Annotated in this window: 12 protein-coding genes; 7 read left to right on the forward strand and 5 right to left on the reverse strand. The window is 65.8% G+C overall.

Going from position 1 to position 13,062, the window contains the following annotated elements:
- Positions 1-3: 3 nt before the first annotated feature.
- Entirely contained in the window at positions 4-1,374 is a 1,371-nt protein-coding gene (locus AL3_RS02700) for a flavin monoamine oxidase family protein (protein ID WP_066296264.1), read from the reverse strand.
- Positions 1,375-1,557: 183 nt separating this feature from the next.
- On the opposite strand from AL3_RS02700, the gene AL3_RS02705 reads away from it, so the two are divergent.
- Positions 1,558-2,244, forward strand: coding sequence for a TetR/AcrR family transcriptional regulator (locus tag AL3_RS02705; protein WP_066296265.1), 687 nt, complete (start codon positions 1,558-1,560; stop codon positions 2,242-2,244).
- 106 nt (positions 2,245-2,350) lie between these two features.
- On the opposite strand, the gene gabT is transcribed toward AL3_RS02705, so the two are convergent.
- A complete protein-coding gene (gene gabT / locus AL3_RS02710) occupies positions 2,351-3,706 on the reverse strand; it encodes a 4-aminobutyrate--2-oxoglutarate transaminase (RefSeq protein WP_066296268.1) in 1,356 nt (451 codons plus the stop codon).
- A gap of 152 nt (positions 3,707-3,858) precedes the next feature.
- Between gabT and AL3_RS02715 the strand changes: the two genes are divergently transcribed.
- From AL3_RS02715 to AL3_RS02725, 3 genes are all read left to right on the forward strand, one after another.
- Entirely contained in the window at positions 3,859-5,277 is a 1,419-nt protein-coding gene (locus tag AL3_RS02715; protein ID WP_066297028.1) for a PucR family transcriptional regulator, read from the forward strand.
- A gap of 78 nt (positions 5,278-5,355) precedes the next feature.
- A complete protein-coding gene (locus AL3_RS02720) occupies positions 5,356-5,988 on the forward strand; it encodes a putative glycolipid-binding domain-containing protein (protein ID WP_066297030.1) in 633 nt (210 codons plus the stop codon).
- 73 nt (positions 5,989-6,061) lie between these two features.
- Positions 6,062-6,484: a hypothetical protein gene (locus tag AL3_RS02725; RefSeq protein WP_066296272.1), complete on the forward strand. Its 423-nt coding sequence runs from the start codon at positions 6,062-6,064 to the stop codon at positions 6,482-6,484.
- Between the two features lie 64 nt (positions 6,485-6,548).
- On the opposite strand, the gene AL3_RS02730 is transcribed toward AL3_RS02725, so the two are convergent.
- From AL3_RS02730 to AL3_RS02740, 3 genes are all read right to left on the reverse strand, one after another.
- Positions 6,549-7,559 (reverse strand): polyprenyl synthetase family protein, encoded by a 1,011-nt coding sequence (locus AL3_RS02730; RefSeq protein ID WP_151723910.1) that lies wholly within the window; start codon positions 7,557-7,559, stop codon positions 6,549-6,551.
- 87 nt (positions 7,560-7,646) lie between these two features.
- A complete protein-coding gene (locus AL3_RS02735; RefSeq protein ID WP_066296277.1) occupies positions 7,647-8,993 on the reverse strand; it encodes a geranylgeranyl reductase family protein in 1,347 nt (448 codons plus the stop codon).
- Positions 8,994-9,710 carry a demethylmenaquinone methyltransferase gene (locus AL3_RS02740; RefSeq protein WP_083521378.1) on the reverse strand — a complete coding sequence of 239 codons (717 nt, stop codon included), beginning with the start codon at positions 9,708-9,710 and terminating at the stop codon, positions 8,994-8,996.
- 145 nt (positions 9,711-9,855) lie between these two features.
- Between AL3_RS02740 and AL3_RS02745 the strand changes: the two genes are divergently transcribed.
- The 3 genes from AL3_RS02745 (at position 9,856) to AL3_RS02755 (ending at position 13,047) form a co-directional block, all read left to right on the forward strand.
- Positions 9,856-11,175, forward strand: a complete 1,320-nt coding sequence (locus AL3_RS02745) for an isochorismate synthase (protein ID WP_066296282.1) — start codon at positions 9,856-9,858, stop codon at positions 11,173-11,175.
- Between the two features lie 116 nt (positions 11,176-11,291).
- On the forward strand, positions 11,292-12,077 hold the full coding sequence (locus AL3_RS02750) for a basic amino acid ABC transporter substrate-binding protein (protein ID WP_066296285.1): 786 nt from the start codon (positions 11,292-11,294) through the stop codon (positions 12,075-12,077).
- 184 nt (positions 12,078-12,261) lie between these two features.
- Positions 12,262-13,047 carry a basic amino acid ABC transporter substrate-binding protein gene (locus AL3_RS02755; protein WP_066296288.1) on the forward strand — a complete coding sequence of 262 codons (786 nt, stop codon included), beginning with the start codon at positions 12,262-12,264 and terminating at the stop codon, positions 13,045-13,047.
- Positions 13,048-13,062 lie beyond the last annotated feature (15 nt).

Raw genomic sequence — 13,062 nt, forward strand, 5'->3', positions numbered from 1 at the left:
ATCTTAGCCTTGAGCCCGGGCGATGATCCGGGCTGCGGTCTGCGCGCCCATCCGGACAGCGCCGTCGACGTGCTGGTAGCCCTCGGCTGCCAGGTCGGAGCTGGACCAGTAGATGGGTCCGACCGGAACCAGCTGGTCCGGGCCGTAGCGGTGCAGGCCGCCCAGGTCGAAGCTGGCGGCGTAGGCGCCGCGGGTCCATTCCTCCGAGCCCCAGTCGGACTCGTAGTAGACCTCGGGGGTCAGCGCCTCGTCGCCCAGGTAGCCGGCGATGGACTTGAGGATGGCCTGCTTGCGCTCTTCAGCGCTGAGCTCGAACATGGCGTCGGCCTTTTCGTCAGAGACGAAGCCGACCAGGGTGCCGCGGGGGTCTTCGTGGTTGGTGTTGTCGTAGACCTCCTGGACCAGCTCGTGCGCGCCGAAGCAGGTGCCGGACAGTCCGGCCTTGCGCCAGAACGGGGTGGAGTACACGGCGTGGACCTTGATGACCAGGCCCAGGGACTGGTGCTGGTGCATCTGGTGCTGGCGGCGCGGCAGGGGCGGCTCGAAGGAGACGCGGGAGTACAGGTTCGGCGGCACGGCCATGACTGCGTAGCGTGCGGTGACGCTGACGCCGTCGGCAATGGCCGTGACGGAGGTGCCTTCTGCACCCTCGGACCAGCGCAGGGTACGGACCGGTGCATTCAGGACGACGTCGTCACCGAGCTCGGCTGCCATGCGTTCGGAAACCTGCTGCATACCGCCGGCAACGCGGCGGTCGAGGATGAAGTCTTCGTCCACGAGGTTGGAGAAGGAGCCGGCTGAAGTCGACATCAGCAGCGCCTGCAGGGTCGAGAAGGAGTGCGCCGGCTTGGTCAGCATGCCGCCGGCCACGAACAGGCCGATGTTGTTGCAGGCTTCTTCGTCGTCCGACTGGCTGCGCAGCCAGTGGTGGAAGGAGATGGTGTCCAGTTCGCGGGCTTCCGGGTGCGTCCACGGTGCGGCCGGGTCGGTCTTGGCCGTCAGCTCATCGAGCAGGTTGATGAGGCGTTCCATTTCCTTGGCCGTCTCTTCGGCGACCGGGAACATCTCCCCCGTGTAGCGGACGGCACGGTGGTCCGCGCCGATGTAGACGGACTCGCCGTCGCGGTAGCGCTGGAAGGTCTCCAGGCCCAGTTCCTCCACCAGTTCGCTCAGGACTTCCTGGTCCGGGGAGATCCACTGTCCGCCGATTTCAAGGAAGGCACCGTCGATGGTGTCCGACCAGGTGCGGCCGCCCACCCGGTCCCGGGCTTCCAGCACGGTTACGCTCAGGCCGGCGGCCTTCAGCTTCCGGGCGGTTGTCAGGCCGGAGGGGCCTGCACCAATGATGACTACGTCGCGTTCCAGGTTTTGCACTGTATTTCCTCTCTCCTGCGGCCGACCGCCGGCCGCGCAAATGAACACCCTTCACCATCCAGCTAAATGAATAGCGTTCATTTTGTATCGACACTCTAGCCGACCCCCGGTGCCGTGGGGAGACTTTGTGCGAATATTAATTTTCGGGTGCCGAAGTGCCCGCCAGACCATCGGAGGAAATGGATGCCGGCAGCACGCACCAAGCGGACGGCAGGGCGTCCGCACCAGCGCGTCCTGACCAGGGAGAACATCACCGGGGCGGCCCTGGCAGTGATCGGCACCAGCGGCTACGGCGGCTTCACCATGTCCTCGCTGGCCGGCAAGCTCCAGGTTGCCCCCTCTGCCCTGTACAACCACGCGTCCTCGAAGCAGGAGGTCCTGCGCTGGATCCAGGACGATCTCATGGCCAAAGTGGACGTCACCGGGTTTACCGCCGGTCCCTGGGATGCGGCCGTGCGGACCTGGGCCCGTTCCTACCGCGACGTTTTTGTCCGGCACACCCCGCTGATTCCAGTGATCGCAGTGCTCCAGGTCAGCGGTGCGCCCCGCACCCTGGCCATGTATGAGGCGGTAACGGCCGGATTCCTGCGGGCCGGGTGGGAGGAAGCGCGCATCATCCCGGCGATTATCGCGTTGGAATCCTTTATTTTCGGATCAGCGTTCGACGCCGTTGCACCGGAGGATATCTTCGAAACCGGCCCGTTGACCGATGAAAGTCCCCGGTTCAGCTCCGCCGTGGCCGCTGCGGCCCCGAGAGTTGGCGGCCAGGGAGCGGATGAGGCTTTCGAGGCCGGCTTGGAAGCCCTGGTCCACGGGTTCTCGATGCCGCGGCAGGGGCAGGTGCCCCGGCAGGAAGAACACCACAGCTAACCCGGCTGCAGCTGGGGTCACGAAAAAGGGGCGGCGTCCGGATGAACCGGACACCGCCCCTTTTTCGGTTGTCTTGATGGTCGACGGCGCTGACGCGCCCTCGGGCTTAGGCCTGGGCGCGGATAGCCGCTTCCAGCACGTCGAGGCCGTCGGAGAGCAGCTCGTCGCTGATCACCAGCGGGGGCAGCAGACGGATGACGTTGCCGTAGGTGCCGCAGGTCAGGATGATGACACCTTCCTGGAGGCAGGCTGCGGCAATGGCCTTGGCTGCTTCGGCGTTCGGCGTCTTGGTACCCGGCTTCACCAGTTCCAGGGCCAGCATGGCACCGCGGCCGCGGACCTCGCCGATCACACCGGTTTCCTCGGCAACCTTGCTCATGCGCGGAACCGTGATCTCCTCGATGTGGCGGGCGCGGCCGGCCAGATCCTGGGACTTCATGGTTTCGATGGCAGCGAGTGCGGAGGCGCAGGCCACCGGGTTGCCGCCGTACGTGCCGCCCAGACCGCCGGGGTGGACGGCGTCGAGCAGCTCGGCGCGGCCGGTGACTGCGGAAAGCGGCATACCGCCGGCAATGCCCTTGGCCATGGTCAGGATGTCCGGGACAACACCTTCATGGTCGACGGCGAACCACTCGCCTGTGCGGCAGAAACCGGACTGGACTTCGTCGGCAATGAAAACGATGCCGTTTTCCTTGGCCCACTCGGCCAGGCGGGGCAGGAAGCCCTCAGCCGGAACGATGAAGCCGCCTTCGCCCTGGATCGGTTCGATGAGCAGAGCAGCCAGCTGGTCTGCGCCGATCTGCTTTTCGATGGCGAGGATGGCACGGTTAGCCGCTTCGACGCCGGTGATCTCCGGGTTTTCTTCGCGGAACGGGTAGCTCATCGGCATCCGGTAGATCTCGGAAGCGAACGGGCCGAAGCCGGTCTTGTACGGCATGGCCTTGGCAGTCAGGCCCATGGTGAGGTTGGTGCGGCCATGGTAGGCGTGGTCGAAGGCGACGACGGCCTGGCGGCCGGTGGCCGAGCGGGCGATCTTGACGGCGTTCTCCACAGCTTCGGCACCGGAGTTGAAGAGCACTGTGCGCTTCTCGTGGTCGCCCGGGGTCAGTTCGGCAAGCTTCTCGGCAACCTCAACGTAGCCTTCGTACGGGGTGACCATAAAGCAGGTGTGCGTGAACCGGGCCACCTGCTCCTGGGCAGCGGCAACCACGGCCGGATCGGAGGCACCCACGCTGGTGACAGCGATGCCCGACCCCAGGTCAATGAAGGAGTTGCCGTCAACGTCCTGGATGATGCCGCCGTCGGCGTCCTGGACGTAGACCGGAACACTGGAAGCGACACCCTTGGCCACGACCGCCGCACGGCGTTCGCTCAGCGCAGCGGACTTCGGGCCGGGGAAAGCCCCGGTGATATTCCGCTTCTGCTCCAGCCGGTAAGTCGGTTCGATGGCTGATGTGCTCATGGTTCTGCCTTTCGGGAACAAGTGTGGGGCGGCGTCAGTCCGCAGTGATCCCCAACTTACGCGTCGGACCAACTCCTCGGGACGGCCACCCGCACAATGGCTGCTCTGTCTTGACGTGCAAACGCCCAATCCCGCCAGCATATAGTTGTTTGGTGCCTATCTCACTTTCCGATCTCCTCGCTGCCGAGGGCCTGGACCTGGCGGTGCGCGGTACCGCCGCAGTCAGTCCCGAGCCGGTGCAGTGGGTTGCCGTCACGGAACTCGAAGATCCCTCTCCTTTCCTGGGCGGCGGAGAGGTGGTCCTCACCACCGGCATGCGGCAGCGGACGGGCGCAGCGCAGCGCCGGTTCGTGGAAAGCGTGCACCGTGCCGGCGCCCTGGCCATCGGCTTCGGCACCGGGCTCAGCCTGGACCGGGTGCCGGGGCCCCTGGTGGAAGAGGCCAACCGGCTGGGACTCCCCGTCTTCGAAGTCCCCTACAACACCCCCTTCATGGCCGTGGGTAAGCTCGTGGCCGACGCGCTCTCGGCCGACCATGTAGGCCAGCTCCACGACTTGCTCTCCGGCCACCAGATCCTGGCCAAGGCGCTGCTTTCCGGGCAGGGGCTGGAGGGGCTGCTCCGGGAACTGGCGCAGATCCTCGGCACCGAGGTGGCCCTGCATCAGTACGGCGCGCTCATCTATTCCGCCGGTAAGGGAGCCGCCCAGGACGCAACCTGGCACACCACGCCGATCGCCACCGGGCTGCGCGACCGCTGCACCCTCGCCGTGGCCGAACCGTTCCGGGCTCCGGACCTCATTGCCTACGCACAGAGCCTGATCAGCGTGGAACTGAACAACCAGGCCAGGCGCCGGGTGCGGGACCGGGCAGTCAACGGCCAGCTGCTGGCGGATATTGTTGCCGGCAAGCTCAGCGGTCCGGACGCAGTGCACCGGCTGCGCTCCTCCGGGGTGAGCACCGACCGGCGTCAGCTGACCCTCCTTGTGGAAGCAGCGGCCTCACAGGCCAGGTCCCTTCCATCACTGCCGCTGCCGGCGGGCTTCGACTCCGCGGTGACCGCGATCCTCGAAGACCGGCTCGTGATCCTGTTCCCGGACGGAAAACCGGCAGAGCTCGCCGGAGTGCTCAGCAGCTACCTCCGGGACGCCGGGCTGGCCGCCAAGGTTGGCGTCGGCGGGGCCTACGCCGATCCGGCAGGCCTGCGCTGGGGCTACTACGAGGCCAAGGAAGGGCTGCTCCGCGGAGCAGCGGTGAATCAGCCGGACCGGCTCAGCCTGGCATCGCTGCTGATGGCCAGCCGCGACGTGCCGCTGGCCGATCTCGCGGCGGAAGCCCTGGATCCGCTGCTCGCCTTCGACACGGCGCACGACGCCGATCTGGTGGCGACTCTCGAAACGTACCTGTCGCTCAACGGATCGGTCGCCAAGGTGGCACACACCCTCGGCCTGCACCGCAACACAGTGCGGTACCGGCTTTCACAGATCGCCGACCTCTCCGGGTACGACCCCTCACTCACAGCTGACCGGGTGCATCTGTACCTGGCCCTGAGCGTCCGCCGGCTGGCTGGCTAAGTGAACCGCTGCACCATGCCTGCCGGCAGCGGGGTCCGCAGTTTTGTGCCCGTTTGGGCCGGACTTTACTCTGTAGGAATGGACAAGCCCGCGCAGCCCGCCAGGACCCTTCACTGGGCAGGCGTAGACGACCCCGCCCGCCGGGACTCCGCCGTCGTGTCCTTCCGCGCGGGGGAACTGGCTGCCAGCGGCACTTCCACCTGCGGTGAGTACACCGCAGCCTGGACCCTGAACACCTCGCCTGGCTGGGTGACCCGCCGCCTGCAGGTCCACGTCACGGGCGAGGGCTGGAGCAGGTCCCTGGACCTGACGCGGTCAGTGGACGGACGCTGGAATTCCCATGTGGAGACCAGCGGCGACGTTGACCTGCCCGAACCCGGCATCGAAGATCCGCTGGCTCTGGATAACGCCCAGGACTGCGACCTCGGCCTGTGCCCGCTGACCAACACCATGCCCATCCTCCGGCTGGACCTGCTCAACAATGCCGCTCCGCCGGACGAAACCCGGCTGACCATGGCGTGGGTTGAGATGCCAAGCCTGCGGGTGCTGGCCAGTGAGCAGGTTTATTCACAGGTCTCCCCCTACCGCGGAGAACGCGGCAGCGCGATCGTCCTCTACTCCTCCGCCACCCGCGGTTTCACCGCGGAACTTACCGTCGACGCCGACGGCGCGGTCCTGGACTACCCTGGCCTCGCCCGGCGGACCAGCTAGGTCTGGAACGGGGCACTCCCACTCGCGGCTAGGATTGAAGTACGCCCGCCTGCAACTTTGGAGAACCCCCGCAATGAGTGAAATGTTCCTGGAAAAGTTCCGCGCCCTGGTCCCGAAGTACCTGGAGGACCAATGGCGCCCGGAGGACGGCATTCCCGCCGCGGAACTGGACGAACTGCTTGAGGAACACGACTTTTCGATTCCGCTGGTGCTGCGGGAGTTCTATCTGGCGCTCGGCGGCTGCGAAGACCTCATGGAGGCATTCCACTTCTTCTGGGACCCCGACGAGCTGGAGGTCGAGGACGGCTACCTGCTGTTCCTGGAGGACGAGGATGAGAAATTCACCTGGGGCTTCCGCGCCGACCAGCTGGATGTTCCCGATCCGATCGTCTGGCGCCGCAACAATGCCCGCGGCGACTGGCAGAGCGAAGAAGGCACCTTCAGCGAATACACCTTCGACATGTTCGAGTGGGTTTTCGAGGAAGACGAAGACTAGTACCTCAAGGCCCAGCCTGGTTTTCCGCGGGTGCTCTTCGGCACCCGCGGATCACCGGAAGCGTCTAAGCCTCGCGCTCCACCACGGCTTCGGCGAACGCGGCCAGGGATGCCTTGACCACGGAATCGGGCATTGGATCCAGCGAAGCGACGGCGTCGGCAGCCCACTGGCGCGCCACTTCCCACGCCTGGGCTGTTGCCCGGTTCCCGCGGAGAGCTTCCACCGCGGCGGCCAGCGCCTCGTCGGAGGTGAGGTCGCCGTCGACCAGTTTCAGGACGGCAGCGGCGTCGGCATCTCCCTCAGCGGCGTTGCGGCGCAGCAGCAGGACCGGCAGGGTCGGGACTCCCTCACGCAGATCGGTTCCCGGAGTCTTGCCTGACTTGTCCTTCAGCCCGGCGACGTCAATGACGTCGTCCGCGAGCTGGAAGGCTATGCCCACCTTCTCGCCGTACTCCACCATGATCTCGACGGTCTGCGCATCCGCGCCGCCGAACAGGGCGCCAAGCTGGCCGGAGGCTGCGATCAGCGAGCCGGTTTTTCCGGCGATAACGGACAGGTAGTGCTCAATGGGATCCTCGCCGTCGGCCGGTCCCACCGTTTCATGCAGCTGGCCCAGGACCAGACGCTCGAAGGTCCGGGCCTGGATGCCCAGCGCTTCACCGCCCAGCACGGAGACCAGCGACGAGGCGCGGGCAAAGATCAGGTCACCGGTCAGCACGGCAACGGAGTTCCCCCACACCTCATGGGCGGTGGGCGCTCCGCGGCGGACCGGGGCCGAGTCCATGACGTCATCGTGATAGAGAGTGGCCAGGTGGGTGAGCTCAACGACGACGGCGGCCGTGCGGACGTCCTCATTGCCCGGGTCGGTGCCGAGCTGGGATGCCAGGAGGACCAGCAGCGGACGGACGCGCTTGCCGCCGGCTTCGAGCAGGTGCCGGGACGTGGCATCAGCGAAGGGATCGGCATTCGCGATGGCCTCGCGCAGCTGCGTTTCCACTTTGTCCAAACCGGCAACGATGGCCGGCCCCAGGACGGGGTCCTGGGCGAGGGGGGCGAATCCGGGAGGAAGCACCATCTCGGCGTTCCCGGCTGTGGCCGGGCTGGCATTGGTGGATTCAGTCACTGTTCAAGGCTAACTTCTCGTCGGGACAGGTTGGCAGGGTTAGGCATTGCTGGCACCTCCGGGGGCACCCTTGGCCCTGGCGGGCTGCGGAACGGTGTCCTGGTTGGAAGCGGCCGGAACGAGCATCTCCATCAATGCAATCACTCTATCCTCGATCCCCCTGGGGGACGCGTCCACAAGGTTGGCCAGCATGCGGACAACAAACTTCATGAGGACCGGAATCGGCATTCCGGTGCGCAGCGCAAGTTTCATCACCGCGGGTTTGCCGATCATGCCGGCGAAAATCCGGCCGATGGTGAAGTGGCTGCCCCACTCGGAGCGGACGCGGTCCGCGTAACCGGCCAGAACGCCGTCGTACGCCGCCTGAGCCGCAAGCTGGCCGGGCGTGCCGGCCGCCTGCGTGGCGGAAACAATGTAATCCGCTGCGAACCGGGCAGATTCCATGGCGTAGGAAATGCCTTCACCGTTGAACGGGCTGACCATTCCTCCGGCGTCGCCAAGCAGCAGCAGGCCGGGTGAATAGTGCGGGGTCCGGTTGAAGCCCATCGGAAGGGCCGCACCGCGGATCTCCCCCACCTGGTTCTGAGGCGTGAAACCCCACTCTTCGGGCATGCCGGCGGTCCAGTCCCGCAGGACCTTGCGGTAGTCCAGCCGGCCAAACTCCTTGGAGGAGTTCAGGATGCCCAGGCCGACGTTGGAGGTCCCGTCGCCCACTCCGAAGACCCAGCCGTAGCCGGGCAGCGGATTGCCGGAGGCATCGGGGAGCTCCAGCCAGCCTTCCATCCAGTCGTCGTTGGTGCGCGGTGACGTGAAGTAGGTGCGGACGGCCACGCCGAGCGGGCGGTCATCGCGTTTCTCCAGTCCCAGGCTCAGGGCGGTGCGGCTGGAGTTGCCGTCCGCCGCGAGGACAACGTCCGCAGTGAATTCTTGTGTTTGCCCCGTGCGCCGCCCGTTGTCGTCCAGGATGTTCACGGTGACGCCGCGGACCCGCCCGGAATCGTCCCGCAGCGCCGCGGTGACGCTGTGCCGTTCCAGGATGCGGGCACCGGCAGCCTGAGCATGCCGGGCCAGTTCCTCGTCAAAGCCCAGCCGGGTGCGGATCAGGCCGTAGGCAGGGAAATCGGACAGGTCCGGCCAGGGGATTTCGATCGTCCGTCCGGAAGCGATCAGGCGCAGGCCCTTGTTGCGGCGCCAGCCATCGGCTTCCTCATGCGGCAGGCCGAGCAGCTGGATTTCCCTGACGGCGCGGGGGGTCAGGCCGTCCCCGCAGACCTTTTCCCGCGGGAAGGACGTCTTTTCCAGCACGGTCACGTCGATCCCGGCCGAAGCCAGGTAGTAAGCGGCGGTGGAACCGGCGGGGCCGGCCCCGACAATCAGGACGTTCACTTATCCCGCAAAACCAGCGGTATCTGCCGGTTTGACCCCACGGTGGATGGCAACGATCCCGCCGGAGAGGTTCCGGTAGGCGACGTTCTGCCATCCGGCACCGGAGATCCAGGCAGCCAGCCCGTCCTGGTCCGGCCAGGCACGGATGGACTCAGCCAGGTACACGTAGGCCGTGGGGTTGGAGGCAACCTTGCTGGCGATCGCCGGGAGGGCGCGCATGAGGTATTCGGTGTACATGGTCCGCCACACCGGCACCACGGGCGAGGAGAACTCGGCAATGACCAGGGTGCCTCCCGGTTTGGTGACGCGGTACATCTCTTCGAGCGCTTTCTGCGGCTCGTTAACGTTGCGCAGGCCGAAAGAGATGGTCGCGGCGTCGAAGGACTCGTCAGCGAAGGGCAGGTTGGTGGCGTCACCGGCAACAAAATCGATGTCCGGGCGGCGGCGCTTGCCGACCTTCAGCATGCCCAGGGAGAAGTCGCAGGCGACGACCGAGACACCCGCGTCCGCGTACGGCTCGCTGGAGGTGCCGGTTCCCGCGGCCAGGTCCAGGACACGCTGTCCGGGACGGGCACCCACCGCATCCACCACCAGGCGGCGCCAGCGGCGCGTCTGCCCCATGGACAGCACGTCATTGACGATGTCGTATTTGGGGGCCACCTCATCAAACATGGCAGCGACTTCATCAGGGCGTTTTTCCAAAGTTGCGCGCTTCACCCGCCCATTGTCTCAAACAATAGTGAGGCCGCCGAACCGGCGGACTACCCGTTTACCGTTCATCACACACCCGTGTGAGACCGGGCGCCATCTTGGTGCCCGGAATGCAGGCCGCACCCGCAGTCGGAGTAGGGTTGGAGGCACTATGACCACCCTGCGTTCCCTTACCGTTCCCTTGGGCGTGCCGTCAGCCGCCATCGGATTACTGGAGTACCTGGTCCGCGACGACCAGCTCTGCTGGATCCGCCGCGGCGAAGGCCTGGTGGGTTTTGGCGAAACCCTTCGCTACACCTCCACCGGCCCCGGCCGGTTTGCTGCCGCCCGGAACTGGTGGGCAGATGTAACCGCACAGGCCGTGATTGAGGACCAGGTCGCCGTACCAGGCTCCGGGCTGACCGCCTTCGGCTCCTTCGCTTTCTCCAAGCGCTCTCCCTTCCAGTCCCGTCTGGTGGTGCCGGAGATTGTGGTGGGCTCCCGCGGCGGGACCGCCTGGGTCACCCAGACCACTGCCGACCCGAACCTCGTCCTGGACGGCGAAAGTGTCTACACGGCGCTGGCAGGTTTCCTGGACGACATCTCAGGTGAGCAGCTGCCCGAAGCAGGGGACCGGATCCGGCCCGGAGTCCTCTCCGAGTCCGAGTGGAAGAACGCCGTCGCCCGGTCCGTAGCCCACATTGCCGCCGGGGACCTGAGCAAGATTGTGCTGGCCCGGGACATCGTCGCCTCCCTCTCCTCCCCCATTGCCACGGCGCAGGTACTGCGGGAACTGGCGCTGCGTTATGACAGCTGCTGGACCTACGCAGTGGACGGCCTGATTGGCTCCACTCCGGAAATGCTGATCAAGGTGGAAGACGGCAAGGCCCGTGCCCGGGTCCTTGCCGGGACCCTGGACCGCGCCACCGCACCGCTGGATGATCCAGGCTATGCCAAGCGGGTCCTGGCCGGCTCACAAAAGCAGCAGCACGAACACGCGATCGCCATTGATTCCCTGACCCGCCAGCTGGAGCCGTTCACCTCCTCCATGACCAGCCACAGCGAACCGTTCGTCCTGGAACTCCCGAACGTCTGGCACCTGGCCTCTGATGTCACGGCTGACCTGCGCACGGAGGACGGCGCCCTGCCCACTCCCCTGGACCTGGTCGAGGCAGTACACCCCACAGCCGCCGTCTGCGGTTTCCCCACCAGTGTTGCCGGGGAACTAATCAGCGAACTGGAGCACATGGACCGCGGCCCCTATGCGGGACCGGTGGGATGGCTCGACGCCGCCGGCAACGGCGAGTGGGGCATTGCGCTGCGCGGAGCCGTCATTGAAGAGCCCACAGCGGTGCGTCTCTATGCCGGGTGCGGCATCGTTTCGGGGTCAAACCCCGCTGCTGAGCTCGAAGAAACGTGGAGCAAGTTCCGGCCGATGCTTGAGGCGCTCGGACTGGACCGGACCCGCGTGCTCTCGGGCCAGGCTTCCTGAAACTGCGGGGCACTGCAACGCGACGGTACAATCTAGGTAGTCGGAGCGCCGCCGCGGGCGCCCCGCCCTTCCCCCACCGGAGCCACAGCTCCGCAACGATTTAAGGTTCTAACTCCATGCACCACAAATCACGCAAGGCCGTTGCCGCCATCCTGGCCATCGGCGCCCTCAGCCTCTCGGCCTGCAGCTCAGGTTCGGATTCGGCCGACGATTCCGGACTTGGCCTGGTTGACGCAGGCACCCTGACGGTTTGCTCAAACCTTCCTTTCCAGCCCTTCGAGTACATCGATGACAACGGCGAATACGCCGGCTTCGATATGGATCTCTCCCGTGAGATCGCTACCGGGATGGGCCTGGACTGGGCGCTCCAGAACGTGGGCTTTGACGGCCTGCAGAGCGGTACCGTCCTGGCCGCCGGCCAGTGCGACCTCATCGCCGCCGCAGTGACCATTACCCCGGAGCGCGAAGACAAGCTCGCCTTCTCCGACCCGTACTACGACTCCCTGCAATCGCTGCTGGTTCCCTCGGGTTCCTCCGTGGCGGCTCTGGAAGACCTCGACGGCAAGAAAGTCGGTGTCCAGCAGGGCACCACCGGCGAGATTTACGCCCGGGATAACGCCCAGGGCGCCGAAGTCGTCTCCTTCCAGTCCGACGCCGAGCTGTTCCCGGCCCTGCAGGCCGGAAACATCGACGCCGTGCTGCAGGACCTGCCCGTCAACCTGGACCACACCGACGGCGGCAAGTTCGACATAGTTGCCACTTATGAGACCGACGAGGCCTACGGTTTCGCCATGAAGAAGCAGGGCAGCGAGGAGCTGGTTGCGGCTGTCAACGCCGAACTGGCCGAGCTCCGCGCGAATGGCAAGTACCAGGAAATCTACGACCGCTACTTCAGCGAGTAGGAACTACCGCGCCGCTGACGCCGCGGGTCCGGACCAGCCGGAGCCGCGGCGTCAGCGGCGCGCCGGAGCATGTGGCGCACGGCATTCGGGCAAAAACAGCATGCGTACAATCTAGACTGCTTGCCAATGCGGTCAGGGACTTCCGGGTCCCCGCCCGGCTCCGTCCAAGAGAAGGTAGTCACCAATGCTGTACAAAGCTCGATCCTCCGTCCTGGCCGCTGCGGCGTTGTCCGCGCTGGTGCTCTCCGCCTGCGGCGGAGGCAGCGATGATTCCGCATCGGATTCCGGGCTGAACCTCGTGTCCGAGGGAACGCTCACCATATGCTCCGATATCCCGTACCCGCCCTTCGAGTACGAGGAGAACGGCGAGTACGTGGGCTTCGATATGGACCTCATCAAGGAAATCGCCTCCGGCATGGGCCTGGAAACGTCCATCCAGGATGTCGGTTTCGATGGGCTGCAGGGCGGCACCGTTCTCGCGGCCGGCCAGTGCGACGTCGGTGCCAGCGCCATGACCATCACCGAGGAACGGCAGAAGAACCTGGCTTTCTCCGATCCTTACTATGACTCGCTGCAGTCCATCCTGGTGCCCGAGGGCTCGGACATTTCGTCCATCGAGGACCTGGCCGGGAAGAACGTCGGCGTCCAGCAGGGCACCACGGGCGAAGCTTATGCCCGTGAGAACGCGCCGGATGCCGAGATCATTTCCTACCCCAGTGACGCCGAGCTGTTCCCGGCCCTGCAGTCCGGCCGGGTCGATGCGGTGCTCCAGGATCTTCCCGTGAACCTGGGCCACACCCAGGAGGGTGCATTCACCATCGCCGCGAAGTTCGAAACGGACGAGTCCTATGGTTTCGCCATGAAGAAGCAGGGCAGCGAGGCACTCGTTACCGCCATCAACGAACAGCTCGATGCGCTGAGGGAAAACGGCAAGTACCAGGAAATCTATGACAAGTACTTCACCGAATAACAACGACTGACCCTG

This window comes from Arthrobacter luteolus NBRC 107841, assembly GCF_001552075.1.
In the GTDB taxonomy this organism is placed as follows: Bacteria; Actinomycetota; Actinomycetes; order Actinomycetales; family Micrococcaceae; genus Arthrobacter_B; species Arthrobacter_B luteolus.